Source organism: Thalassolituus alkanivorans (genome assembly GCF_020447205.1).
Classification (GTDB): domain Bacteria; phylum Pseudomonadota; class Gammaproteobacteria; order Pseudomonadales; family Oceanobacteraceae; genus Venatoribacter; species Venatoribacter alkanivorans.
In genome coordinates, this window is record NZ_JAJAEL010000039.1 from 1 (window position 1) to 26,660 (window position 26,660).

Annotated in this window: 20 protein-coding genes; 5 read left to right on the top strand and 15 right to left on the bottom strand. The window is 51.6% G+C overall.

Going from position 1 to position 26,660, the window contains the following annotated elements:
* From LGT44_RS15355 to ubiE, 5 genes are all read right to left on the bottom strand, one after another.
* Positions 1–896: caspase family protein (locus LGT44_RS15355; RefSeq protein WP_230330323.1), on the bottom strand; the 896-nt coding region annotated here is incomplete at its 3' end.
* Positions 893–1,498 (bottom strand): hypothetical protein, encoded by a 606-nt coding sequence (locus LGT44_RS15360; RefSeq protein WP_230330324.1) that lies wholly within the window; start codon positions 1,496–1,498, stop codon positions 893–895. The genes LGT44_RS15355 and LGT44_RS15360, both read right to left, overlap by 4 nt.
* A gap of 1,688 nt (positions 1,499–3,186) precedes the next feature.
* Entirely contained in the window at positions 3,187–4,839 is a 1,653-nt protein-coding gene (ubiB, locus tag LGT44_RS15365; protein ID WP_230330325.1) for a ubiquinone biosynthesis regulatory protein kinase UbiB, read from the bottom strand.
* Between the two features lie 7 nt (positions 4,840–4,846).
* Entirely contained in the window at positions 4,847–5,608 is a 762-nt protein-coding gene (locus tag LGT44_RS15370) for a ubiquinone biosynthesis accessory factor UbiJ (RefSeq protein WP_230330326.1), read from the bottom strand.
* On the bottom strand, positions 5,608–6,357 hold the full coding sequence (ubiE, locus tag LGT44_RS15375; RefSeq protein WP_230330327.1) for a bifunctional demethylmenaquinone methyltransferase/2-methoxy-6-polyprenyl-1,4-benzoquinol methylase UbiE: 750 nt from the start codon (positions 6,355–6,357) through the stop codon (positions 5,608–5,610). The genes LGT44_RS15370 and ubiE overlap by 1 nt, the downstream gene beginning before the upstream one ends.
* A gap of 192 nt (positions 6,358–6,549) precedes the next feature.
* On the opposite strand from ubiE, the gene LGT44_RS15380 reads away from it, so the two are divergent.
* Positions 6,550–7,308 carry a substrate-binding periplasmic protein gene (locus tag LGT44_RS15380; RefSeq protein WP_186435841.1) on the top strand — a complete coding sequence of 253 codons (759 nt, stop codon included), beginning with the start codon at positions 6,550–6,552 and terminating at the stop codon, positions 7,306–7,308.
* A gap of 150 nt (positions 7,309–7,458) precedes the next feature.
* Complete coding sequence (locus tag LGT44_RS15385; RefSeq protein ID WP_186435842.1) at positions 7,459–7,716, top strand: DUF1145 domain-containing protein; 258 nt, start codon at positions 7,459–7,461, stop codon at positions 7,714–7,716.
* 105 nt (positions 7,717–7,821) lie between these two features.
* On the opposite strand, the gene LGT44_RS15390 is transcribed toward LGT44_RS15385, so the two are convergent.
* The 4 genes from LGT44_RS15390 to LGT44_RS15405 form a co-directional block, all read right to left on the bottom strand.
* Positions 7,822–8,685 carry an alpha/beta fold hydrolase gene (locus LGT44_RS15390; RefSeq protein ID WP_230330328.1) on the bottom strand — a complete coding sequence of 288 codons (864 nt, stop codon included), beginning with the start codon at positions 8,683–8,685 and terminating at the stop codon, positions 7,822–7,824.
* 10 nt (positions 8,686–8,695) lie between these two features.
* Positions 8,696–10,063 (bottom strand): DUF1302 family protein, encoded by a 1,368-nt coding sequence (locus LGT44_RS15395; RefSeq protein ID WP_230330329.1) that lies wholly within the window; start codon positions 10,061–10,063, stop codon positions 8,696–8,698.
* Positions 10,064–13,318, bottom strand: coding sequence for an outer membrane lipoprotein-sorting protein (locus LGT44_RS15400; RefSeq protein WP_230330330.1), 3,255 nt, complete (start codon positions 13,316–13,318; stop codon positions 10,064–10,066).
* A 69-nt stretch (positions 13,319–13,387) separates the two neighbouring features.
* Positions 13,388–13,807 (bottom strand): MarR family winged helix-turn-helix transcriptional regulator, encoded by a 420-nt coding sequence (locus tag LGT44_RS15405; RefSeq protein WP_230330331.1) that lies wholly within the window; start codon positions 13,805–13,807, stop codon positions 13,388–13,390.
* Positions 13,808–13,988: 181 nt separating this feature from the next.
* Here LGT44_RS15405 and LGT44_RS15410 point away from each other — a divergent pair, with 181 nt between their 5' ends.
* On the top strand, positions 13,989–14,594 hold the full coding sequence (locus LGT44_RS15410; RefSeq protein ID WP_225691103.1) for an outer membrane beta-barrel protein: 606 nt from the start codon (positions 13,989–13,991) through the stop codon (positions 14,592–14,594).
* Between the two features lie 68 nt (positions 14,595–14,662).
* Here the strand turns inward: LGT44_RS15410 and eat are convergent, their stop codons facing one another.
* From eat to LGT44_RS15425, 3 genes are read right to left on the bottom strand one after another with little or no spacing between them, the layout of a single operon-like run.
* Positions 14,663–16,093 carry an ethanolamine permease gene (eat, locus tag LGT44_RS15415; protein ID WP_145467832.1) on the bottom strand — a complete coding sequence of 477 codons (1,431 nt, stop codon included), beginning with the start codon at positions 16,091–16,093 and terminating at the stop codon, positions 14,663–14,665.
* Between the two features lie 54 nt (positions 16,094–16,147).
* Positions 16,148–17,101 (bottom strand): ethanolamine ammonia-lyase subunit EutC, encoded by a 954-nt coding sequence (eutC, locus tag LGT44_RS15420; RefSeq protein ID WP_230330332.1) that lies wholly within the window; start codon positions 17,099–17,101, stop codon positions 16,148–16,150.
* Positions 17,094–18,521, bottom strand: coding sequence for an ethanolamine ammonia-lyase subunit EutB (locus LGT44_RS15425; protein WP_230330333.1), 1,428 nt, complete (start codon positions 18,519–18,521; stop codon positions 17,094–17,096). The genes eutC and LGT44_RS15425 overlap by 8 nt, the downstream gene beginning before the upstream one ends.
* Before the next feature lie 285 nt (positions 18,522–18,806).
* Between LGT44_RS15425 and LGT44_RS15430 the strand changes: the two genes are divergently transcribed.
* The gene (locus tag LGT44_RS15430) at positions 18,807–19,775 is read left to right on the top strand and encodes a helix-turn-helix domain-containing protein (protein ID WP_225691099.1); all 969 of its coding nucleotides are present in this window, start codon (positions 18,807–18,809) and stop codon (positions 19,773–19,775) included.
* 645 nt (positions 19,776–20,420) lie between these two features.
* On the opposite strand, the gene LGT44_RS15435 is transcribed toward LGT44_RS15430, so the two are convergent.
* From LGT44_RS15435 to LGT44_RS15445, 3 genes are all read right to left on the bottom strand, one after another.
* Complete coding sequence (locus LGT44_RS15435; RefSeq protein ID WP_230330334.1) at positions 20,421–21,374, bottom strand: hypothetical protein; 954 nt, start codon at positions 21,372–21,374, stop codon at positions 20,421–20,423.
* 707 nt (positions 21,375–22,081) lie between these two features.
* Positions 22,082–22,501, bottom strand: a complete 420-nt coding sequence (locus LGT44_RS15440) for a hypothetical protein (protein ID WP_230330335.1) — start codon at positions 22,499–22,501, stop codon at positions 22,082–22,084.
* The gene (locus tag LGT44_RS15445; protein ID WP_230330336.1) at positions 22,498–23,658 is read right to left on the bottom strand and encodes a helix-turn-helix domain-containing protein; all 1,161 of its coding nucleotides are present in this window, start codon (positions 23,656–23,658) and stop codon (positions 22,498–22,500) included. Before LGT44_RS15445 ends, LGT44_RS15440 begins: the two co-directional genes overlap by 4 nt.
* Before the next feature lie 176 nt (positions 23,659–23,834).
* Here LGT44_RS15445 and LGT44_RS15450 point away from each other — a divergent pair, with 176 nt between their 5' ends.
* Entirely contained in the window at positions 23,835–26,330 is a 2,496-nt protein-coding gene (locus LGT44_RS15450; protein WP_230330337.1) for a penicillin acylase family protein, read from the top strand.
* The last annotated feature ends 330 nt before the right edge of the window (positions 26,331–26,660 follow it).

Below are 26,660 nucleotides of genomic sequence, written 5' to 3' on the forward strand. Positions count from 1 at the left end.
CCTGCAGCGCGGCTTCCATGTCGAAGGTTGGTTTGGTCATGTGTCATCTCTGTTTTGTATAGGATAAAGAAATGACACAGAATTCTGAACACTACCTTCAGTAGCACCATTCCGACTCTAGACGCCGGCGGAATAAACGAAAAATCATGAGTTGAAATTGTGTCGTCTTGACTATGATATGGGTTTTTAGAAAATATGCTTGGCCCGTAGAGATTCATCCCCCACGAAGAAGGTGTCTGATCCCTTCCTTCTTGTATAAATTTCGTCGATATTACACGTCCCAAATTCACAAGATCGAGGAATTCAACTTCTGAATTAACTTTATCTCTTCCAGAAATTAGATCGATTAGACTACCTGTTAGTAGCCCTTGGCCCGCTACCTCACCAGCATACTCATCTGAGGCAGCTGCAGCCAGTATTGAAATACCAAATGAACCTTTAGCTCCCATAAGTTCGGGTTTTATCAGAGACAACAAGTCATTAACCAACCCTGCGGTGTTGCAGGCGTCAATGACTAAATTTACGTGCTTAACCCCCGAAGAGGAGACTATTCTAAAGATCTCGGTTAGCGATAGCCCAGTTAAGCTCATTCTGTCTGTTTTAGTTTCGTTTAGGCAAAGGTAGTACGTACCGTCAACCACACCTCCGTGCCCCGCAAAGAATAACGTAAAAATATCTGGGCATTCTTTATCGAATAGAGCTTCTTCGAGCGCTCCTTTAACATCGCTTATTACTGGGGACTTCAGAAAATATGAACTTTCTTTTTCGTATATCGAATATTCTGAGTCAACTAAGACATCATAAACAGCTGATGCATCATTTTCAGCGCCAGATAGATTATCAAGCGTTTCACTCTGGTAGTTGTCACAACCAATAGAGATTAAATAAGCCTTCATATATCTATACCTTTGTACTTATTTAGTCTCTCTTTTTCTTTTTTTAGTGCTGCCTCGGATTTTTCTTGTTTTATTCTTTCTACTTCTGCATGAAACTCTTCACCCTGTGCTTCCAGTGACTGCATTAGATGTTCCGCAGCACCAGTGCCGACATGAATCTGCGGGAGTTCTACTTGGCCATTTTCGTTAACGCTAAATTCAACTTTTTTCAGCATCTCTAAAAACGCCTCAGCTTGGGAGGCGTACTCTTTTTGGTTTACGGTATTCCCAACTTTGTCACAGCTTTCGCTTATCGTCTGAAACATGCCCTGCATGGTTTGAGAGGTAAAGCCTTCAATAAAGGTATTAAGGAATTGAAAGAACTGATTAATGTCGTTTTTAATAAGGTCTTCATATCCAATGCTTAGCTCAACGCCAGTCTCTTTGAATGATGATTCTTCTGTCCCATCTTCTCTAACCGTCAGCCAGCTTCTTCCGTGTTGAAAGCTATGCATATTATCCTTAGACACATACTGAGAAATCTGCTCTCTATGCGCTCTAACAGCCATCTCAAGCAGGGCTTTTCCAAACTCTTTTGATTCAGTCTTATAAGAAAATGGCAAATGACTCTCCTGCTGTGGAAACATAACGCCGCCAGCACGCGCGGCTTTGTAGTTTAGGTGAAGCCGCAACGGAAAAGCCGTCGCCGTGCTTGGCCTTGTTAAAAGGCTTTACTTCCAGAGTTGCCACCATCTCTTCCGGTTTACCAAGTTCATTTTCTTGGCTTTATCGTAGCAGGCTCCACAAAGCAGTTTTACGCCAGCAAACGCTTCAGATTCATCGTTCCACTCGCCTACGCGATTTACGACATCCTCGCAGGCCGAACACCAAGAATCCGGACGGGGGTTCCCTGGGCTTTCTTCCGAAGACCAAAATCCTCGCGGCTTTCCATCACGTAGACTTTGCACTATATGTTGGCAAACATATGTCGCCTGCTGCTTGTCATGCTCGCTACATTCGACATATTGACCCTCATCGCTCATTTGCATTGCCTTTTAACAGCTTATTAGTGTGCGTGCGCATTTATCCTGAGCGGAGCTTTCGAGAAAGCCTGCGTAACTCATTGACTCTTCTAAGAAATCTTCCATAACTTAAAAACCCCTTCCAGAAAAACGCGCACGCCTGTTAATTCCGGTTTTCTGTGCGCATAAACTTGTCAACCAACGTTGTAAGTTATTAATTCAATTGACGTTTACATTTCTACCCGCCGGAAAACGAGCAGGCACGAATGTAAAACGTGTCAGATTTCGTTAAAATCCGGAAATATGCTGTATGTATATCAGTATTTCTTTACATTGAAAATTTTGCCATTACCCATAAAAAAACACTGATTGATGATCCAGACACGCAGCCGCCCGTCCTTGTAAGCGCAGGGCAGGAATGACGTGGTGTTATATCAGGAATGCTAAGCGGGGAATGCGGTCGTTGGGCGTGTGTCCTTACGATATGCTGCATCCCTGCTTTAGTTCGAGAATACTGAAGATTGGGGATGGGTTCAATAATTGATAAAACTGGTTACAGGTGCAGGCGACAGTGCTTACAACTCGGAACGCAATCATTTCCAGAGCCAACAAAGCGGCAGGCACTACTACGCAGAGCGTAGTAGCGAGCCGAGCCCGCGTAGCGGCCACAAAACAAGCCAGCCATCGCGGCTGAAAGCCGCTCCCACCCGTAGTAGCGATTTGTTTCAGGGTGAACGGAATCTTCTGATCCAGTCGTGGATAAGATCCACTCCTACAGTGCTGTGCCTGATTTAATATGCGGCGTTGCGTCTGAAGTAACGCGGCATTTGTACGGCGCCAGTCAACCAAGTGATTCTGCGGCCTTCAGAGCAAAACCCTGCCCCGGAGCGATGCATTTGGATAGATGTTTTACATAGTCGATCCGGGGCGAATTGTTTTGCGTGCCGCATAATCGCTGCAGTTGGCTGAACAGCGCCGGACAGCCGCAAGAGAGGATCGTAAGGAGATACCTCTCCTTGCATAGGGGCGCAGGGGCTTGCCCCGCATTGGCTTTGAGTGAATTACAAAAGTCAGTCCGCGCAGCGGCTGCAAAACAAACCAGCCATCGCGGCTGAAAGCCGCTCCCACCGGTAGTAGCTCCCACAACATCATTTGAGGGTAAACAGAATCTTCTGATTCAGTCGTGGATAAGATCCACTCCTACAAGTATCTGCCTCATAGCCAGTGCCTGAATAAACCCGCTGGTTTATAGCACTCACACCAACTATCGCCCGCACCAACCATCGCCCTCAGGCGCGCACGATCAACAACAACATACCAGCACCCGCCAGACTCAGCCCCACCACTTCCGGTACTCCGAGAGCAAAGGCCTGCCACCAGGTAAATAAACCACTGCCAATGGCGAGGGTTGCCAGCGCCTGCTGGCGCTTCTGTGCTTTTTGCGCGGCCAGTTCCTGACGCAGGGCAACAATTTCTTTTTGCAGTGCCTGCTGGTTTTCGTCCATATGGTTCAGGCGGCTTAAGGCGCCGTGTACCAGTCCGGGAATTTGCGGGGCTTTTTCAATCCAGCCCGGCAGCTGGCGTTTTAATTCTTTAAACGCGGCTTTGGGGCCAAAACGTTCGCGCATCCAGCGTTCTAGATAAGGCTTGGCGGTGCTCCATAAATCCAGCTGCGGATACAGCTGACGGCCAAGGCCTTCAATATTGAGCAGGGTTTTCTGCAGTAAAACCAGCTGCGGCTGCACTTCCATATTAAAGCGGCGCGCGGTGCTGAATAACTGAATTAATACCTGACCAAAGGAAATTTCGGCCAGCGGTTTATCAAAAATCGGTTCGCACACGCTGCGGATAGCGGCAGAAAATTCGTGCACTTTGGTGGTGGCCGGCACCCAGCCGGAGTCGATATGCAGCTGCGCCACCTGATGGTAATCCTGATTAAAAAATGCCAGCAGGTTCATCGCCAGATAATTCTGATCTTCTTCGGTCAGGCTGCCAACAATACCACAGTCGATGGCAATGTATTGCGGTGCCTGCGGGTTATTACGGGAGACGAAAATATTGCCCGGGTGCATGTCGGCATGAAAGAAGCTGTCGCGGAATACCTGGGTGAAAAAGATTTCCACACCGCGCTCGGCCAGCAGTTTCATATTGGTGTTCTGCGCCTGCAGGGCATCGATATCGGCTACCGGAATACCGTAAATACGTTCGCTGACCATTACCTTGCTGCGCGTGTATTCCCAGAATACTTCCGGCATATACAGCAGTTCGGAGTTGGCGAAGTTGCGCTTCAGCTGGGTGGCATTGGAGGCTTCGATCTGTAAATTCAGTTCGCCGTAAATGGTGTGGCGGTAATCATCGACCACTTCCAGCGGTTTTAAGCGGCGGCCGTCTTCGGAATATTTCACCAGCAGGCGGGCCATGGTTTCCAGCAACTGCAGGTCGCGCTCGATTGTGTGCTCGATACCCGGGCGCACCACCTTAACCACCACTTCCCGACCGGCTTCACCATTGGCATCGAATAAACGGGCTGCGTGTACCTGAGCAATAGAAGCGGAAGCCAGTGGCTCGGCAGAAAATTCGGCAAATAATGCGCTGATTTTCTGCCCCAGCTGGTCTTCGATTAACGCCATGGCTTTATCGCTGGCGAAGGGCGGAACGTCGTCCTGCAGGCGTTTTAATTCTTTAACAATATCGTCGGGAATCAGATCCGGGCGGGTGGATAAAATCTGGCCGAATTTAATAAAAATCGGCCCTAAGGCTTCCAGTGCTAAACGCAGACGTTCGCCACGGTTAAGGCGCGACGGCACCGGATTTAAACGCCAGGGCGCGAGCCACAGGGCAATGCGCAACGACAGCGGCAGCTGTTCGGTCGGCACCAGACTGTCGAGCCGGTAGCGGGTGAAGACAAACAGAATTTTCCACAGACGCCAGAGGTTTGCCACGTCGATATTATTCCTTGGGCAGAGAAGGGGGGATCGTCGACTTGTTTGTCGAATCGTTCTGTTGCATGCGCGCTGCTAAACGCTGGGTGCGGGCTTCTAAACGGTCGGTCGCCAGACGCAGCTGGTCAACCTCGTCGGCAAATTGTGCCGCCAGCGGTTCCGGTGTCAGCAGTTGCGCTTCGTCTTCGAGATATTCTTTAACGGCATTGCGGTAAGCCGGTGCGCTGCTTTTGCCCCAGTTCAGTAAGCCGCGTAAACCTTTGCCCAGCTGATGGGCGAGCAGGCCGCCGGTCAGCGGTGTGATCAGGGCTTCCCAGTCGATATCGAGGTTTTGCGCAACGCGGGTCAGCGATAAGGCAAACTCGCTGTCGCCGTCCATATCAATGGCACTGCTGATCAGGGCGTGGGCTTTATCACTGGCGCGGGCGAGGGCAAAGAAATCGGCGGCGGAACCGCTGAGCGTTGCATCGGCGCTGTTCAGACCATCGGCGCTGCTCAGACCATCGGCGCTACTAAGACCATCAGCGCTACTAAGACCATCGGCACCGGGTTCGTTGCTGTTGCTGTGCGCAAGGCTGAGCACAATGCCGTTATCGACGATGCGGATCAGCACCGGGTTTATGGCGTCGATGCGCACACACAGCAAGCGGCCCTGCTGGCGACGCAGCGAGTTTAATGCCGCCGGGTCGTAACGCAGCACATGATTAATGGCCGCCTCAAAGGGAACGCAGGCAGCCTGCAGTAACTCGGCCGGCAGCTTACTCAGCATCAGGGTTTGATTCCGCGGTGCAGGGCGACCACGCCGCTGGTCATATTGTGGAAGCTGCAACGTACCAGGCCGGCGTTTTCCATCATGCTTTTCAGGGTTTCCTGATCGGGGTGCATGCGGATGGATTCGGCCAGATACTTGTAGCTTTCGGAATCGTTGGTCACCAGCTTGCCCATAAACGGCAGGGCGGTGAAGGAATACAGGTCGTAGGCTTTGCTCATCAGCGGGTTGGTCGGCTTGGAGAATTCCAGCACCAGCAGACGGCCGCCCGGCTTCAGCACGCGGGTCATGGAACGCAGTGCAGCATCTTTATCGGTGACGTTACGCAGACCGAAGGCGATGGTGATGACATCAAAGCTGTTGTCTTCAAACGGCAGACATTCGGCATTGGCCTGAACGTATTCGATATTGCCAACGTAGCCCTGATCGGTCAGACGGTCACGGCCGACGTTCAGCATGGAAGAGTTGATATCGGCCAGAACCACTTTGCCCTGCGGGCCAACGATCCTGGCAAATTTCTTGGTCAGGTCGCCGGTTCCGCCAGCCAGGTCGAGTACCTGATCGCCCGGGCGTACGCCCGACATATCAATGGTGATGCGTTTCCACAGGCGGTGTACGCCGAACGACATCAGGTCGTTCATCAGGTCGTACTTGGCGGCCACCGAGTGGAATACATCGGCAACCATGGCCTGCTTCTGCTCGGTAGCGACGGTTTTGTAGCCAAAATGCGTGGTTTTTTCCTCGGACATGCGAATCTTCTCCCGCTGACGACCTGTAGATGGGCGGCCATTTTAACGGTGCAAGTCGTGAAAGTCTTGCGCTGTGTCGGCTTTTGGCCGCCGCCGGGTGCAGGGCCTGAGTTAAACTTAAAGAGTTATAACGCGGAGAAGCACGTGACAGAAAGTAAGCTGTTTACAGCAATAGGCCAGTGCGCAGGGCTGATGCTCTGTTGGCTAACCATGGCAGCGGGCTGTCTGGCGGCAGACGGCCTGCCACAATTGCGCATATCGGTGCCGGATGACGGCTATCCGCCTTATGTTGTGCTGCACGATGGTCAGCCACAGGGCTTACTGATAGAACCGCTGCGTAAGGCCGCACAGCGTGCCGGTATAGAGCTGGAGTTTGTGTACCTGCCAGAGCTGCGCTCTCAGCATATGCTCGACTCCGGCAAGATCGATGGCCGTATGGAATCCCCTTACTGGATCGAGCAGCCGGAGAACTATCTGTGGAGCGATCTGGTGGTGTGGCTGGAAGATGTGCTTGTGTACCGCAATGACCAGCCGTTTGATCTGGAGCAGGAAGACGGCCTGCTGGGTGGCGAAATCATCACTCATCTGGGTTATGCCTATCCGGCACTGCAGCCGGCCTTTGCCAACGGCAGCCTGATCCGGCTGGATAAACCCACCGAGCAGGACATGCTCAATACCTTGCTGATCAGTCAGGCGGAAAGTGCCCGCGCGCTGATTATCGGGCGCGATGTGGCACAGTGGTATGTGGCCAAACAGCCACAATTACAGGCCTTACCACTGACCTTCTCCAAACGCGTATATGGCTGTGCGCCGATGGGCTTTCAGTTTGCCCGTAACGAGCGGGTTAAAGCGCTGTTGCAGCGGCTGAATAAAGAATTCCCGCCGCGTCCGAAGCAACGCTGCCCGCGTATCACGCCATTAACGCTGACGGTTTCCCCGGCCGCTGAATAATTCTTTGTTTTTCTCTGGTGTAACAGGGTTGTGGCAGGGTTATCGCAGGCTGTCGCATTTTCACCTGTGCAAATGCGATGCAGCAGTGCAAGCTTGCGGCTTTGATAACGACAATAACAATGCATGAATGACGCATGCAGCGAGGTATCTATGTTTATTCTGTTAAATAAAGTGGTCACTCTGGTGTTCTGGATTCTGGCTATTATGGCGGGAGTGCAGGGCTGGGGTGGTCTGCTGGGCTGGTTGCCAACCATTGCTATGGTTGTTGCGGGTGTTCATGTGCTGGAAGTAGCGTACTTCTGGATGGCGCTGAAGCATAAGAGCAGCAATCAGATTGCCGATGCGGTGCAGATATTTATTTTTGGTATTTTCCATATGCGCCGTTTTATTCAGACAGAAACTGCCTGAGTAGAGCAATATACTGCTGCCGCTGGCAGCAGAGTCAGCCAAAGCCTGAACACCTGCGGTGTTCAGGCTTTTTATTACCACGACAAATACCCGTTGAGTATCGTGTTACGGCACTATTTCTTCGCCGTGTTCTGTTTCGCTTTCCTGAATTAATTCATCGCTGAAAAACTGTTGAATGCGCGCGGCAATCATCGGGTCGCGGATGATTTTCCGGTGTCCCAGAGCGGGCGGTATAAATACCTCGGCATTATTCAGGTGCTGGCGGATTGCATGTACTGAAGCACTGGGAATTTCAATATCATTCTGGGCATGAATTAATAATGTCACCGGGCTGCTCTGGCTGAGCAGATGGCCGCTGTGGAGTTCGCCAGCCGGGCATCCGACTTCTGCTTCAATGCAGCGGATAAAATGTGCCGTGCTGGCGGCGGGCAGCCGCATAAAACGCGCAAACCCTTTTAATACGTCCAGCAGGCTGGCGGGTGAAGACATCAGTACGCAGCGTTCTGTCTGTACGCCCTGAGCAGAGGCAATTGCCAGTGCTGCTCCGCCCATTGAATGACCCAAAGCACCATAAAAAGGGCCGAAAGCAATATCGGCTTCGATAATGGCACGGGCAAATTCCATCGGGTTACTCTTATTGCCGCCGGATTGACCATGGAGTGGCGCATCCAGCGCGAATACATCAAACCCCTGTGCCACCAGAGCATTGGCGATAACTGCCATGTGCGTTGCCCGGCTTTCCCAGCCATGCATTAGTAAAATGCGTGGGCCGCTGTTAGCCCAGCGCAGAGCACTGAGATGTCCGGCAAAATTCAGGCGCTGTGCCTGTTTTTCAGTGGCCAGTTCCCATTCTTTCAGTGGCAGTTGTCTGGGTGTTAAAAACATCCGGGCATGACGGCGGGCAACGGTTGCCGGCAGCAGATGGCCGAGGACTGAGTTCTGCATACGCAGCAGTGTAATCGGGTTCATGAGTTACTCCTTAAAATGCACTCTGCCAGCCAATTAAAAAGCGGCTGGATGATGAGAACTGACCGAATGGCCCGGCGCGGTTGCCAAAAAAATAATCGGCACCGCTCCATAAAGACCAGCGGTCGTTAAGCTGGTAACTGACTTTGCTGCGCAGCTGACCGTCGTTGTAATCGCGGTTAAGCAGAGCAAAAAAGCTCAGTTCCAGCGTGTCGTTGAGTAAGGTTTTTTTCAGCAGCAGGGTGTGACGGGTGCTGATTTCGCGGCGGATCATCTGCGGCCGGTAAGCAAGAATGCGGCTCTGGTAAAACTGGTAACTGACAAACACATCCGCCGGGGCCTGATAATCCAGTGCGGTTACCGTCGCCAGCTCCGGGCTTTGGCTAATGCCGTTATTTTGCAGATCGTCGCGCAGAAAAAATGCCCGGCTGATATGCCCGGCTTCAAGGCGCAGCACCACGCTGCTGAAGGCTGTGCTGGCGCTCAGGCCGAACAGGCGGCTGCGGCGGTACACGGCTTCGACATCGACCTGAATCGTGCTGCCGGTTGTGTTTAACCTGCGGTAAACAACGGGTGTGTCGTGGTAAAAATTAAAATAGCTGGCGCTGATATCCCAGCCACCGGCAAAGGCACTCCAGCGCAATCCATGCTCCCAGTCATTACCGTCCGGGCGCCGGGTTGGCCGTTGATTAACCGCGACTCCGGCGACCGGTTGCGGAGCCAGCTCCGGGCTGGTAATAGCGAACGCGGTGCCCGGCTCTGCCAGCTCACTGAAGGTTAAGTCGGGAATAATTAACCATTGCAGAGACTGTTCATTGGGCAGAGGAATATGCGCATTAAACATCCAGGTAGCGATGCGTGAATCTTCGGCATCGGGCAGATTAAATTCGCGCAGATCCTGCGGGTTAATAATATCCAGCACCCGCAGGCCGTCGGCCTGACCCCAGACGACCTGTTGTTTACCACTGCGCAGAGACACACCGTAGAAATACTGGTCAGCATAGGCTTCGGCAATATCAAAACGCACGTTATCCCATTGAGCCAGTGGCCCGCTGCTATGCAGGCTGCCCGCCGGATAATTATCTGTCCGGCTGGTTGGCTGCTCTGCGTACAGGGTGTCAGAAAAATCAGCACGCAGACGCGGTTGCAGATTAAACGACGTATCGGCCGTGCGGTATTGCCATTCACTTTGCAGCTGCACTTCAGCTTTGCTCAGTGCGGCCGGAGCATCGCTCCAGGCCAGTTCTGAACTTAGCTCTGAACTAAATCCAGAGCTGAAGTCGCTGTGCACGGCACTGCTCAGCAATATCAGGGTGAAAGCACCGGCGCTTAGCCGATATTGCTGTCGGAGCTGCTGTCGGAGTTGCTGCCGGATATTCATTTACAGCCCCCGGCGCAGGGTATTCTGGGTAAACAGGTGGTCGGCCACATCCTGTTGGTAATCGACGGCAGAAAAAATAAACAGCGAGCGGTGACCGCTGATATGGTTTTCGGCCAGCAGCTGATGCCGCGTCCAGATTCCGTCGATCATACGGATATCCGTTACCTGCACGGTTTTCAGCGGCACCTGTTTAATATCCAGGTAGTCGCTTTTCACCACGATCCAGTTTTGCGGATCAATATAAAAGATTACTTCGCCATACCCCAGTTCCTGAGCAATAGCAGCCGTTTTTGGGATGGCTTTTACCACCAGTTTTCCGTCATCGTCTGGCAGGCGTTGCAGCTGATAGTCGGCAATACTGATATGACCGTTCTGCTTAATATCTTCATAGGTAAAATCGGTACCCATAAAATAGTCGCCCCGGTCAGATGCGGAAATCCGCCGCACCTTACGCAGTGCTGGCAGGTACAGCCACTGATCATCTTCCTGATCTGCGGCGGCATAGTCGAAGGTCAGAAAAGCGGTGTCTTTAACATTGGCCGGTGATTTATAAAAAAATACGGTCTTTTTATCGTCACCAAAATATTTGCGGTAAGACAGTGTTTCGCGGCGCCGTTCTTTGCCGCGGCTGTCGGTCAGCAACATGCTCAGCTGGCTGCTGACGTGCTGGCCGTCATCCACCGCGTTTACCCGCTGTGCAATATCGTCGGCTCTGAGTGTTGCCAGTAATTCTGTATTAACAGCTTCTTCTGCCTGCAACGGCTGGCTGTGCACTGCAGAATACAAGAGTGCCCCGTACAAGGCTGCCGAACCCAGACCAGTGGTGACTAACAGTGTCAGTACAGTACTGCCAGCCGCGTGTTTTTCTGCCGGCACAGCATCGGCTTCGGGGCTTTTTCTATTGGCGAAAATAAATGCCGGTTGTAACAGCACGATCAGTGCCGGCAGCAGTGTCATGGCGGCGATAAAACTCATACTCACCGATAACACGACAATGGTGCCGAAGTGAGTCAGTGGCACAACCTGCGAGCTGATCAGCACGCCAAAGCCAAAGGCAATCGCCAGATAATTAAACAGCAGCGCCCGGCCTGTGGAGCGGAATAATTCGGTGAATAATCCGCTGCCTTTCAGTCCGTCTGCCACCAGGGTTTTCAGGCGTTCGAGGGTATGAATAGCAAAGTCGATACCCAGGCCAATGGCTACCGAGGCAAACATGGAGGTGCCGATGCCAAGGTTAATCCCCAGCAATGCCATCGCCGCATAAACCGTAAGAATGGAACAGATTACCGGCAGGGTTGCGAGCAGACCGGCGGCCCAGGAACGGAATAATAACGCCGAGACCAGAAAGACACAGAGCAGCGAAATAACCACGCTGTAAAAATGGCTGACGCCCAGATCTTTAATCCAGTGGTAATTAACATTGACGCGACCACTGAGGCTGGCAGTAACCGGCTCATCCATAACGGCATTGTTAAAGTGCTGATCGATATATTGCTGCAGGGCTTCAACCACCGGTTTGGTGGCAATAAAATCGGCACTGTCGATATTCAGACGGATATTGGCCAGACGGTAGTCATAGTCAATTTCTTCAGAAAAATCGGCAGGATCAGAACTGGCCGAGTAGAGCAGAAAGTACTGCGCAATCAGATCGGCATCCTGCGGCAGACGGTAAGCATCGCTCTGACCTTCGTTCAGGGATTTATTCATCTGCTTTAAATAATCCACCACCGATGATGAACCATTTACATGCGGCAGGGTTTCCGCGTAGGCCTGCAGAGCTTCCATAGCATTCAGCACCTGCGGTGAAAAAATCCCTTCGTTACGGCTGCTGGTAATGACAATGTCCAGCGTATTGGTGCCTTCCAGATGTTGATTAATGACCTTGTCAGCCTGATAGATTGCTTCGCTGGGATGAAAGGTATTAATGCGGTTTTCGTTTACCTGAATCTGGGTGGCCAGCAGGGCGCCGCTGATGCTGAGCAGCGCAAATAATGACAGTGTGGCGCGTGGATGGCGTACACAGATTCCACCGAGATAAGTCATCAGGCGGGCAAAGGTATCCTGCTGACTGTTCTGTTCAAGGCGAATCCAGCGCTGGCTGACTCTGGGTTTCAGTAAGGTGATGCAGGCCGGTAAAACAAAGAGCGAATAAAACCAGGCAACCAGCACGCCGAAGGCGGTGAATAAACCAAAGTATTCAAAGGGTGGCATATAAGATGACGCGTACAGGCCAAGAAATCCGGCAATAGTGGTCAGCGACGTCAGAGTTACCGGGCGTGCCATAACGGCAACGGCTTCACGGATACAGGCCTGCAGCGACCAGTCCGGATGTCGTGCCTGCATTTCGTAATAGTGGCTGAAGATATGAATCGAATCGGCGACGGCCATACCGATTAAAATAACCGGCATAGCGTTGGTGATAACAAAAAAAGGTACACCGCAGTAAGCCATAAAACCGAGGGTCATCAGTACCGAGGCGGCAATCACCAGATTACCCAGCAGGGCCGGTAATAAACGGCGGAATGCAACGATCAGCATAATGGTAATAATTAATCCGGCGAGCGGATTAAGACGGCTGGCATCATGGTCGATATAGTGACCGAGATAGCCGAGAACGGCGCCTTCACCGGCAACATGGAGTTCGACACCAGCAGGCACCTGTGTCTGTTGCAGCAACTTATTGATGGCGTCGTAGGCGGTTTCAGCCTGGCTGTCATCGTACAATTCCAGCACGATCATACTCATCGCACCGTCGTCAGAAACCAGCATGCCGTGATACAGCGGAAAGTCTTCTATTGCCTGACGCAGGGCCGCATCATGCTGAGTGCGTAAGTCATAGAATGGTGCAACATCCATCCCGTCGGCCGAGGCGCTGATATTATTTTCACTGGCCAGACTGATGGTCCGCGCCGTATTAATCATCGGCAGGGCATTTAACTGATCGGTCAGCTGCCCGATCAGATCGAGAGTCTGTTTGCGGTAAATGCCTTCTGCCGAACGGTCATATATGGCAACGATCAGCGGGTCACTTAAACCAAAAATCTCCCGCACCTTATTTTTATACACCAGCGCCGGATTGTCGGCTTCGAGAAAGGCATCGGCACGGGTGTCTTTATGCAGTTGTCCGAGGCCGGTTATCAGTAGTGCCATTAACAGAAAGCCGGCAAACAGAACGGTTTTCGGGTAATTAACTCCCGCCTGAATGCCACTTCTCACGACTGACAGCAGCCAGTGCTTTTCCCTGTAGGTATTCATAATTCGCCCTCAAATGAATGTATATGCATCTATATGTAAATGTATATGCATGCAAATGGCAAATTTTTTTTAGCTGCGCAGGGTGAGAATAGCGTCGGCGACCTGCAACAGCTGTGCAGAAAGCTCGTCACCAAGGTGCTGGGAAATGCCGCTCTGTGCCTGTTTCCAGCGAACTTTTGCCTTATTAAACAAGGCCTTACCTTCGTCGGTCAGAGACACCAGAGTCACCCGGCCATCATCGGGGCTGGGATTGGTCTGAACATAGCCGCTGCGGATCAGCGGTTTCAGATTACGCGTCAGGGTGGTTTGCTGCAGCACCAGAACTTCCTGCAGTTCTTTCTGTGATGGGTTTTTCAGCATCGACAGCACACGCAGAACAGAGAACTGCGCAATGGTAATACCCAGATCGCGCAGGCTGTTGTCGTAGTAGCTGGTCAGAACCCGGTCGGCCTGGCGCAGCTTGAGATTAAAGCAGGGAGTAATATTCATAAGAGTATCCGGCTGCAGAACACAGCAATCATAGCTCAGACAAGCGGGCTCTGTCAGCGCACTTTCGGTGCATGATCGGGGCTCCCCGGAAAAGAAGAAAACGGATAAAGACTTTCTATTTTCTGAAATATTCGTACCCTATGCGGCTTAAATCCAACAATGATGGACAGAGTACAAGGGAATGAAAAAAAGCCTGCTGACTTTATTACTGGCCTCGGCCACAACACTGGCGTATGCCGATACAGATTCTGCGGTTGACGCGGAAAGCACCACCGCAACAAAGCAAGGCTTAGGGTTCAGCTTCAGTGCTGACCTGATGGCGGGTGGTGATAAGTTGGCGGAGATGGAATACGAACGTGGCACTTCTGACGATATTAATGCCGGTGCCGGTATTAACCTTGGTGCCGGTGTGTATTACACCCTGAACCAGTTTCGTGCTGAAGCCCGCCTGAACTGGCTGAGTGATTCTGCCAATGGTCTGGATGACGACAACGATCCGGTTACCATTGAGTTTTCGACCTATCCGCTGGATCTGATGCTGCACTACCAGCTGGGCAAGCACAGTCTGGGAGCTGGCCTGACGTATCATATGAATCCGAAACTGGATATGGACGGCACAGAGTATACCTTTGATTCACCGACCGGCAGTCTGATCGAATACCAGTACCACCTGAATCCGCGTTTTGCCATCAGTGCCAAATACCAGAGCATTGAATATTACTATCAGCCTGCTGATGCTACTTTTGATGGCTCAGGGCTGGGTATCGGAATTTCTTTTCAGCTTTAATCCTGCTTTTTGCAGATATAAAAAACGCAGCCAATGGCTGCGTTTTTTTTATTTTCAGATGGCTGTTATTACACCGTCTGAGCGGTTGCAGAGTTTTCTGCGTTTTCTTCCGGGTATAAATCCGCTTCGGCCTGTTCCAGCATGGCGAATTCTTCTTCGGCGGTTTTGGCCACCAGATGGTTTTTGCTGTAGCCAAAATAATAGGCTGCACCAATCACAAAGAGGATCAGCGTGTAGAAGAAGGCGCGCGGGTCGAAGGCATACACACCGGTTAATGCAATCAGCGACAACAGCAGGGCAATGCCGGAGGTAAATACACCACCCGGTGTTTTATACGGACGCACCAGCTCAGGCTGTTTAACGCGCAGCATAATATGGCTCAGTGCCATCAGGGCGTAAGACACGGTTGCGCCAACCACGGCCATGGCCAGCATCAGGTCGCCTTCACCGCTCAGCGAGGCAGCAAAACCCAGTACGCCAGGAACGATCAGGGCACGCGCCGGTACTTTACGTTCTGTGGTTACCGACAGACTTTGTGGCAAATAGCCGGCACGCGACAGGGCAAAAACCAGACGGCTGTAACCGTAAATAATGGAGAAGAAGGATGCAATTAAACCGACCAGACCCAGTACGTTAACGACGGTAGCCAGTTGGCTGTTACCGGTTGCATTCAGGGCATCCACCAGAGGTACGGCACTTGCGCCCATCGCCTGTGCACCAGCCGCGCCCGGAATTAACAGCACAACCAGCAGGGCGGTAAACAGCAGGAAAACCATGGCGCCGATAATACCTTTAGGTACATCTTTGGCCGGGTCTTTGGATTCTTCGGCGGCCAGTGGCACACCTTCTACCGCCAGGAATAACCACATAGCAAAAGGCAGTGCGGCCCATACACCGTACCAGCCCAGTGGCAGCATGGCCGAAGCGCCTTCGCTGGCGGCAATATCAAACAGGTTGGCGCTGTCAAAATTACCGATTAAAGCAATCGCGGTGGCAATAATGGCCAGTACAGCCAGACCGGAAATCACCATCATCACTTTTAATGCTTCGCCCACACCGGCCAGGTGAATACCGATAAAGACTAAATAAAAGGCGGCATACACCCAGGGGCCATTAAAGCCGAGTAAAGCTTCAACCGCCGAACCGATAAAGATCACAATCGCCGCCGGCGCCAGTGCATATTCAATTAATACCGCAAGGCCGGTTAAATAACCGCCTGCCGGGCCCATTGCCTGCCGGGCAAAACTGTAACCGCCACCGGCGGCCGGAATAGCCGCCGACATTTCAGCCAGTGACAGCACCAGGGTAAAATACATCACCGCCATTAACAGCGCGGCGATGGCAAAACCACCCCAGCCTGCCTGAGCGATACCAAAGTTCCAGCCGGCAAAATCACCGGAAATTACATAAGAAACCCCGAGACCGGCGAGAAGAATCCAGCCGGCGGTGCCTTTTTTCAGTTGCCGTTTGGCAAGGTAGTCCTGATGGGATGTGGACATGGTATTACCTCATACGTTGAATAAATGGTGTTTTCTCAAACAGAAAAAATACAATCAGCCGAGCAGAAAATTTTTCGTCTCTGCCGCGGGGGAAGAGGCGGGTTTTATTGTTGTATGCTCATCCGGAAAATCGGGCTGATGATCAATGGTCGCCGCTTGTGCGGTACTTTCTGACAGGCTGTCTGCGGGGCCGGTCAGCGAGCCGCTGCGGTCTTTAAGTTGTACGCCGGATAGCTGCAGCCGGCGTGATTCGCGCAGTAAATAACCGGCCTTATGGGCCGCTTCGCTGAAGTTCAGGCCTTCTGGCCGAACGTTGGAAATACAATTACGGCGGGCATCGGTCAGGCCGCGCACCGGTGCCCAGGTGAGATATAACCCCAGACTATCGGGAGAACTTAACCCCGGCCGTTCGCCAATTAATACCAGTACGGTTTTAGCATTTAATAATTCGCCGACATCATCACCGACCGCGACCCGACCCTGTTCTACCAGAGTAATGGGGGCAAGCTTCCACGGTTGCTTATCGGCCTGTAATTCTTCACATAAGGCCTGAATAAAAGGCACGGCGTTATGGGCAATAGCAGTGGCGGATAAACCGTCGGCAATGACCAGCGCCAGATCGAAGGGCTGTTCCGGCGTTTGTTGTTCCTGCTGCAGTAATACCCGTGATGCTTCATCCAGACGGCGGCCTAAATCGGGGCGCTGTAAATAGGTCATGCGGTCAACGGCTTCGCTGTGCAGCTTTAATGGTGGCTCGTCGCTTAACAGCGGATACTGTTCGGCCAGGGTTTCCAGCTGTTGTGTCAGCGCCGGAAAATCCAATGGCGTATGCACGGCATCGCGCGCCTGAGCGTGGGCTAACTGAAATTCCAGCATTTCTTTGGTGGGCAGGCTGACACCGCTGCGCCCGAGGCCAATACGCGCTGCGGTAAACTGGCGCAGGCGACGCCATGGGTTATCAATAACGCCGTTCCAGTCGTCGTTGTGGATATCAGGCTGATCAACCATTGGACACCTCCGATGCTGAATTACCGGCCGGTAAAGTTTTTAATGACGCCGCAAACGCCGGAGGTAATGCATCGTTTAAGCAGGCGCCGGCGGCGTTGCTCATAATCTGCATTTTTTCCAGCCAGGCTTCGAATTCAGGCGATGGCCCAAGGCCCAGAACACGGCGTGCGTATAACGCGTCGTGGAATGAGGTAGTCTGATAATTGAGCATAATGTCGTCGGAGCCGGGAATGCCCATCACAAACGAACAACCGGCAGTGCCCAGTAAGGTCAGCAGGTTATCCATATCGTTCTGATCGGCTTCGGCGTGGTTGGTGTAGCAAACGTCACAGCCCATTGGCAGGCCGAGTAATTTGGCGCAGAAATGATCTTCCAGACCGGCGCGGATAATTTCTTTACCGTCGAATAAATATTCCGGGCCAATAAAACCCACCACGGTATTCACCAGCAGCGGATTAAATTTGCGCGCTACGGCATAGGCGCGGGTCTCACAGGTTTGCTGATCCAGCCCGTGATGAGCATTGGCTGATAATGCGCTGCCCTGACCGGTTTCAAAATACATCACGTTATTGCCCACGGTGCCGCGCTGTAATGACAGTGCGGCCTGCTCGGCTTCGGCCAGTGTGGCTAAATTAAAACCAAAGCTGGAGTTGGTGGCCTCGGTGCCGCCAATCGACTGAAATACCAGATCGACCGGTGCGCCCTGTTCGATGCATTCCAGCGTATTGGTGACATGGGTCAGCACACAGGACTGGGTTGGAATTTCGTATTTGCTGATGACTTCATCCATTAATTTCATCAGCCGGGTGGCCTGGGCAACGTTGTCGGTGGCCGGGTTAATACCAATCACCGCATCGCCGCTGCCATACAGCAGACCATCGAGAATACTGGCGGCAATACCATTCATATCGTCGGTCGGATGATTCGGTTGCAGACGTGTCGCCAGACGCTTGGGTAAACCAATGGTGCTGCGGAAAGCGGTAATAACACGGCATTTTTGCGCGACCAGAATTAAATCCTGATTGCGCATGATTTTACTCACCGCCGCAGCCATTTCCGGCGTAATACCGTTGCGGATACTGGCCAGCATGTCGCTGCTGGCCAGATCTGAAAGCAGCCAGTTACGGAAATCGCCCACGGTAAAATGGCTGATAGGTGCAAATGCCAGCGCATCGTGTTCGTCGATAATTAAACGGGTGACTTCATCCTGTTCATAAGGAATTAATACCTCGTTAAGAAAATTCTTCAGTGGCACCTCGGCCAGCGCCATCTGTGCCACGGCACGTTCTTCAGCCGAACGGGCAATCACCCCGGCCAGACGGTCGCCGGAGCGGGCAGGGGTTGCTCTGGCCATCAGGTCGGCCAGATTACGGAATTCGTAAGTCTTGCTACCCAGAGAGTAGCGATACGCTTTATGCATAGCGGTTTCCTGAAACAATGACGTGTTGCGGCGGGCAATAAGATGGGCCCGGCCGGAACAGATATTGCTGACGCAGATACTGCTGGCAGCCTTATCCTTTATGTACAACTCAGCGAATAGCGTTCCGGCGGCCTATCGAATTTTGGCAAATGTGGTTTTTGTTATTTAAATCAGCGGATTAATGATGGTAAAAGCTTATAGATCACGAGCTGGTAACACAGGACTATTGTGAAAGCGTCACCATTCTTCCCAGTCGCATCTGATAGTGCGCACAGTAATGTAGCGATGCAGCATGCAACCGCCCCCGATTGGTGCATAACCGAAGCAACCGATGCGGACGAGCACGCTCACAACCTGCGAGACTGGCAACAGGAATACGATCAGCTCAGCGACGGTGCTTTTTATGGCCGCATCGACGAACTGGCGCTGGAGCATTTGCAGGTATTCCGTGAACACACCAGCCAGGCGCTGCGCCAGCAGTGCAACGTCTGGCCGGATTCTGTCTGGCTGGGATTTGCCGCCGGCGAACAGGACTGCCGTATTAACGGCCAGGAAGTGGCCAGCAATGAATTAATGTGCCGGCCGGGAAACACCGGCTTTGAATTAGTAACACCGCAAAGCTTCGATATTTACGGCATCGTGGTCAGCCAGCAGGCGCTGACACAGTGTGCTGAGGCACAGGGCATTAACCTTGATGCGCGTTTATGGCAATCACCACGGCGCGGCTGGCAGGAACAAAAACTCAACGCCCTGCGCTATGTATTACAGCGTTTACTGGCACCCAAGCACAGCGGTCTGGCCGGGCCATTACAGCAGGACATGCTGTTAATGGCCGTACTCGAAGTGCTGCAACAACCAGACAACAACAGCAGTACGCTGCCGGCCTATGCACGGCGTAAAGCGGTGGTTGACCGGGTAAAAGATTTCCTCGCTGCTAACCCCAATGCACCGGTCACCATGACCGAACTGTGCGAATTAACCCATGTAAGCCGCCGCACCCTGCAATACAGTTTTGAAAGTATTCTGGGCATCAGCCCGTTACGTTATTTACGTGTATCGCGCTTAAATTCTGTACGTCGTGCACTGTCACAGCCTGATGCCATTCTCGATGTTGAACAGGACGACGTAACCGTGCAGCGCATCGCCAGCCACTGGGGCTTCTGGCACGCCGGCCAGTTTGCCCATGACTACAAACAACTGTTTGGTGAAAACCCGTCGGAGACATTAAAGCGCGGGTTTATGGGGAGGGGATGATAGGTTGGCTGGGAAGTGATTTTCAGAAAGAACGTTCTTACAGCCCGTTAAATGTAGAAAAACCAACGGGGTTTGGTTTCACCAAATTTTGATCTGTACCAACGCCGCGCGAAAGGAACGGTCTTTTCAAAAGAGTGCTCCTGTCCGCATCCTGTGCAGGTTGCCTCGACATACAGAATCCGGAACAGATTTCGCCAGCTGTTATAATCATCATCAGATAATTTTACGTCGACAGGCTCTCCGCAAAGCTCACATTTCAGCTTGTTTATCCGGTATACAAGTTTTCTGGCGCTAATATCCTGAGCGTTTAATTCGGCTTTGGTGTGACAGATTAAGCAGGCATCGGTATGACGCTGATTTGATGCTTCGCATACATGGCACACCCAGTCATATTCTGGCATTTATAGTGTTCTCTGAATGGTTATATTCTGAAACTATGTGTTTTAATGTTCGCAGTGAGATTAGGATTATAGGGGGTGGGAAACTATATGGTATTTTTACGATCATGTCTATATTGTGAGTTATTAAAATCATATTTTAAAGTTAAATTTCATTAAAAATTTTTATGTTTTTATGATCAAGGCCATAATTGGTATGACCTTGATTGTTTTATTTGTATTTTATTTTTAATAAATTATATTATTGTTAATTTATGGGGGTGGATATTATTCTGGTTGCACCATCAACAATTTCTTGAGTTTTAGCGTCTAGGGCATCAGTAGCAGAAAATGAATATGGTTTCGCTGCAGTTTGTCCTGATAGTTCGCTTGGAAAATTATAAAAATCTGCCCCAAATCTTTTGTCGTGATCGTATAACTCTGTTACTACTGAATCTGCAAGAACGTTAACATACCAAAGATAGAGAGTTCTTTTAGGGACGATGATGTTAATTTCTTCTTTAATATTTTGACTAAAAACGTCCGTAGATGAGTTCGTTGTCGTTGATGACCAGGTAAATTGGTATTTAAATTCAGCAGATGCTTTTGGTGTCCAAATTTTTCCCGAAGATATAGTAAATTTTGCCGAAGTTGAGTGCGTGTGATTAACAATGTGCTCCCAAAAATCTGTTCTGGATACAGATACTTCGGTATTTGTTTTTATAGGAAAATCCAAGTCGCTATTTCGGTTGTCAAAAACATACCATTTTGTTTTTATAACTTTAGTGATATTTGAAGTTGATGGAGTTATATTGCTCTCTATTACGCCATAAAATGGACGCTTTCCTGGTATGTGCCAAGATCCTTTTCCAATGCCTTTTTCACGAAAGGTTAACCAGGTTCTGAAGTCAAAACGAAAAGTATTCCCGTTGTATCTTATTTCAACATATTCTACTGCCCATGAGTCGTCTCTATCACCGTGTGGGTCCAGATAGAGCTCCATAGCATATGGTCTTCCAAGGTTGTTTAGTTCATCCTCTGTGTATATGAATTTATCAGTTCTACAGTGAACCCATTTATCTCTATGATCTCCAGAAGAGAATGCAACATCCTGCTTTAATCCTGTATCTCCATATAAATTAAAGTATATCATTCCATCTCTGGATGTTTCGTGTCCTGCTTCACTTGAACAGGCTGTTTTTACAGTGATCTCATAGCTCATAAATTTTACCCTATATTTTGGAGTTAAGAGTTCAAGCTAGCAAAATATAGCGTGTTGGCAATTATTAATTTTCACATATTAAAAAATAACGATAAAGCATTAAGGGACGTGTCGAATTTAGAATTATTCTTATAACTAATTTATTATTTATCGAATGGCGATTGAAGATCGCTTTGTACCAAGTAATAGGATATTGTTGATTGCTTCTGTTGTTATTTTTTTGGTGTGAATAATTCTTATGATTAAGGTTGATGTTTTGTTTCGTATAAATGAATATTAATAAGCTGATGAAACGTTACTTCCTGAGTGTTTTTTTGGAAACTATTTTTCGCGTTATCCTGGTTTGATGGTTAATTCGGGGTGTGGAGTACATGGGTTACTGATTTTGATCAGCGTGTAAATCCAGTCCCTGGAGCAACGAGCCTTGTATATACCGCAATGCTTACTTTATGTCTTTTGGCCTGGGAACCATACTGTCTGGCATTGAGTTTTTAGTCAATGTTCTGAAGCGTACAGCTTGAGCTCTGGAATCAGCAAACGGGATCGGAATTCTGGTCGCGGATAAGATCCGCTCCTACATGGCAGAGCCTGGTTCTGTATCCGATATTGCGTCTGACTTTATGCGCCTGAATGTATACGTCTGGGCCCGCTGCAGCGAACGATCATTTTTCTGCCCCGCCGATATTATTACGGAGCTAGGGCCTGTTTCACTGAGTGTCCACAGGCCCTAGTATCTGCATTACCACCCACGGGTAGGTGATCAGCAGCAACAGCGCGATACTCAGGTAATTGCCATTGGCCGGGTTAAAGTCCCGGCCGATTTTTTCCCAGTTCAGTTTCATTACCCATCGTCCAATCAGTACATCAAACAGCGCCATAAATGCCGCCAGTATGACACCCGCCAGCAACAGGCCTGCGGCAGAGTTCAGGCTGGTTTTGGGAATCATCCAGGCGCACAACAGAAGTGCTAACAGTGAACCGGTTATGGCGCTGATTTTAAGGGCGGTTTTTTTACCCAGCCGTGGCACCAGCACCGTAGCTCTGACAATTCCCTGCAGCGTCTCTGCACTGGCCAGCAATACGCATAGCAGCAGGATCAGAGCCAGATCATGAAATATCAGGGTCATGATTGGTGCCTTTTGCGGAACTCACTGGGAGTAACCCCGCTCAGGCGGCGGAAGGCGGTGTTAAAGGTCGACTTCGAATTAAAGCCGACATCAAAACAGATGCGTGACACCGGTGTATCGCTGTTGCGCAGTGCCTGTTGCGCGGCATCAATCCGGTAGCGGTTGAGCCAGTCGTAAAAATTACTGCCCGAACACTGGTTAATGGCCGCCGATGCCTGATGGGTGGTCATGCCACACATGCCGGCCAGCTTGCCGAGCGACAGTTCGTTATCGCGGAATGCGCCATTGGCCAGTGCCTGCTGCAGCTCGGCGAAGAGTTCCTGCTGGGCATTGTTGGCGGTAGCTGCGCTGGCATCGGCTGGTGTGACGTTGCTGCTGTCCGGGTCTGCGCTGCCCGGGTCTGTGTTGTCTGGTTTGGATGACGTTGCCAACGGCTGACGTGGTGGCAGGCTTTGCGGCAGCTGGGCGTGGCTGAGCATCAGATACAGCAGGTAGGCGCTGGTAGGCGCGAGGGCAAAGGCCACCGACAGGTTCCAGCCAAAGCCCTGGCTGAGCAGAATACGGCCCAGCAACGAGAGGGCAATAATCAGTTGTACGGTCTGCAGTTTATTAATCCAGCTGCCGAGTCTGGCTTTGCGTCCCTGGTAGCCCAGAGTGCGCTGCCGCCACCAGTACAGCAGGCTGAGTCCGGCGATAATGGCGAGGTAGTCGTTGCCGTAAGGGGCCAGAGGCTGCCACAGGCTTTCGTCGATCCGTACCTTCAGCATCCAGTCGATGCGTTCGGCCGCGGGCAGGTTCCAGTAAGGAACGTCCATTAACGCGACGATGAAGGCCGGAGATAAGTGCAGCAGAATTTGCCTGCGCGGGTGAAAAATATTGTCGCCCTGCAGTGCGCGCTGATAGCCATACAATGTGAGTGGCAGCAGCACAACCAGTGGGTCGATCAGTTTCAGAAAGAACGGCCAGCGCAGAAACATATCGGTGGCGTGATAGAGAAACTCCAGCGATTGCAGCATCACCAGTGTTGCCAGCCCCAAAAGCCAGGCGATGGTCAGGCGGGTGTGGGCATGATTTACCATCCAGCTCAGGGTGGCCAGCAGCAGCACACTGCTGAGGCACAGTCCGATCAGCGCGGCGGCGCCTGCTTCGTAGTTCATCAATACCTCTCAGAGAGACCAACTAAAGTTCGGATAGATCGAACCGTACGTTTAAGTGTTTGTTTTTAAAGTTATTTTTCTTTGGTGTCGGATCTATCGATACGGACGATCCTGTTGTCGTTCCGGCGTCTAATACTATTTCCTGTCACATAATCATAACAAGTGAGGAAACCCCGATGCATTTAGGCAGTGTCCTGAAGAAGCCCGGCCTGTACGCGCTGAGCGCATTAAGCTGCGCCTTATTAACAGGCTGCAATGACGATAAGAGCAATGCAAGCCATTCCTACGAAGCACAGATCACCTATACCGCCCATGGTGTGCCGCATATTGAGGCCAAAGACTATCCCAGTCTGGGTTACGGTATCGGTTATGCGCAGGCCAGAGAAAACCTCTGCACCCTGTCCGAACAACTGCTGAAGCTTAAATCACAGAAGTCCGAATACTTTGGCGCCGGTAGCGGCAATGCCAATCTGCTGTCGGATCTGGGCTACAAAGCCATGGATTATCCGGCTGAAGCCGCCCAGCTGTACAGTGGTTTATCAGCAACGACCAGAGGGCTGCTGCAGGGCTATGCCGCCGGCTTTAACCGCTCGCTGAGTGAGCGTGCCGGTCCGCAGGAATATCCGTCGCCGTGTCGCGGTGCTGACTGGGTGACCAGCATTACGCCGCAGGATCTGCTCGCTTATCAGCTGGATCTGGCGGGGCTGTCGAGCGCACGTAACTTCCTCGCGGCGATGGCTGCGGCACAGCCGCCGGTCGCTACGGTTGCTGCGGTCGACAGTGCACAACTGGATGCCGGTCATGTTTTTACCTCTGAAGGTATTGGCAGTAATGGCTGGGCGCTGGGCAGTGATCGTGTTGATGGCGCCAGCTCTGCGCTGTTAGGAAACCCTCACTTCCCATGGGACGGCGAGCTGCGCTTTTACCAGCAACACCTGACCATTCCCGGTGAACTGGATGTTAACGGCGTAGGCATGGTGGGTCTGCCAGCGGTGGTGATCGGCTACAACCAGAATCTGGGCTGGACGCACACCGTGTCGCAGTCGAAGCGCTTTACCCTGTATCAGCTGGAGCTCGATCCGGCCGATCCGCTGCGCTACAGGTTTGATGGTGAATACCGCGAGCTCAGCAGCAAAACCGTCACGGTAAAAGTGAAGCAGGGCGACGGCTCGCTGGTGGATGTGCCGCACACCCTGTACTTCAGCCACTTCGGGCCGATGGTGAACCTGGCGTCACTGTCTCCGGCACTGGGCTGGACAACCAGTTCGGCCGTCACCTTCCGCGATGCCAACGCCGGTAACACCCGCATGCTGGAACAGTGGATCGCAATGGATAAAGCGAAAAACCGCGAAGAATTCTTCCAGGCCTTTGCCGATCATCAGGGCATTCCGTGGGTAAATACCCTGATGATTGCCGATGACGGTACGGCTTCTTATATCGACGGCACTCAGGTACCGCAGCTCAGTCCACAGGCTGAAGCTTACTGGGGTATGGCTTCCCAGAGCCCGCAGTTAGCACCGATCTGGCAGGACGGCGCCGGCAGCGTGCTGTTACCGGGTAATAACTCATTGTACGAGTGGGTCGACACGGGTGATGCCGGAGCGCCGGGTCTGGTGCCGTTCAGCAAGGCGCCACAGGTTACGCGCAGCGACTATGTATACAACGCCAACAGCAGCCACTGGCTGACCAACGTGGCTGAACCTCTGACCGGCTACAGCCTGATGTACGGCCCGGAGCAGATTGTGCGCAGCCCGCGTACCCGCTACAACGCCCAGCTGATCAGCGATATGTCGGGAACCGGTCTGGCCGGTGCTGATAACCGCTTTACCCTGAGTGAGCTGGAAACCGTGCTGACCCATAATGGCTCGCTGTTTGGCGGTGACTTCCGCAACGAACTGGTAACCCGCTGTACCAACCACAACAGCATTCAGGTAAACGGCTCGGCGTTTGATTTAACCGCCGCCTGTACCGCGCTGGCCAACTGGGATGGTAAGTACAACCTGAACAGTACCGGTGCGCAGGTGATGCGTGAATTCCTTGCGGCCTTCCGTGTTTCCGGTCACCGTGATTTGTCTGACAGCCTGTTCGCCGTACCTTTCAGTGCCCAGCAGGCAGCAACCACGCCGTCTGGTCTGGTGGCGATTGACGCCGGTGATGTTGATAACGACCCGGTACTGCAGGCACTGGCGGCGGCGGCGAAACGCCTGACCGATGCTGATATCGCACTGGATGCGACGCTGGGTTCGGTGCAGTACGTGATTAAAGCGGCAGGCAAAGATCCGATTGCGATTACCGGCGCCAACTCGTATGAAGGCGTATTTAATATGGCTTCCAGTGCCGTGCCATCACGCTCAACTTCCGAGCTGGCGACCAACCTGGTGGGCAGCAAACGCGCCGATTCGCCGCTGGTATCACTGGATGAAGACGGCAATGGTGCGACCGAGCGTTACCGCATTAACTACGGCTCCAGCTTTGTGATGGCGCTGCAATACGGTGATAACGGCCCTGAGGCAGAAATGTTCCTGAGCTACGGTCAGTCACATGATCCTGAGTCGGAATTCTTCACCGACCAGACGCTGAACTACAGCAACCTGCAGTGGCGTCCGATGCTGTTTAAAGCGGCGGATATTAAAACGCAGGCGGTAGAGACGCTGCAGTTAAAAGGTAAGTAATTACCGAGTTGTCAGACATAAAAAGCCCGCGTTATACGCGGGCTTTTTTATTGTTTGTTGTATGACTTATCTGCAATGCAGGGGTATTGATTAGCTTGTCGCCACTGAATGGCGTTTATTTTTTAAAGTCGTGTAGTGCCCCATTATTTCTGCTTACCGTAAGCCTCCATTGTTATTAACGATTATCGCATTAGCGTAATTCAGGATTCTTCTGCAATACGCTTAGGGTAGTGATTTTCCGGATTTTGTGGAAATTAATGGGTATGTAAATACCACCTGTGCGCAGATGCATGGCTTTAAGTTGTTGAGTTGAGTCAGGTTTGGAAAGAA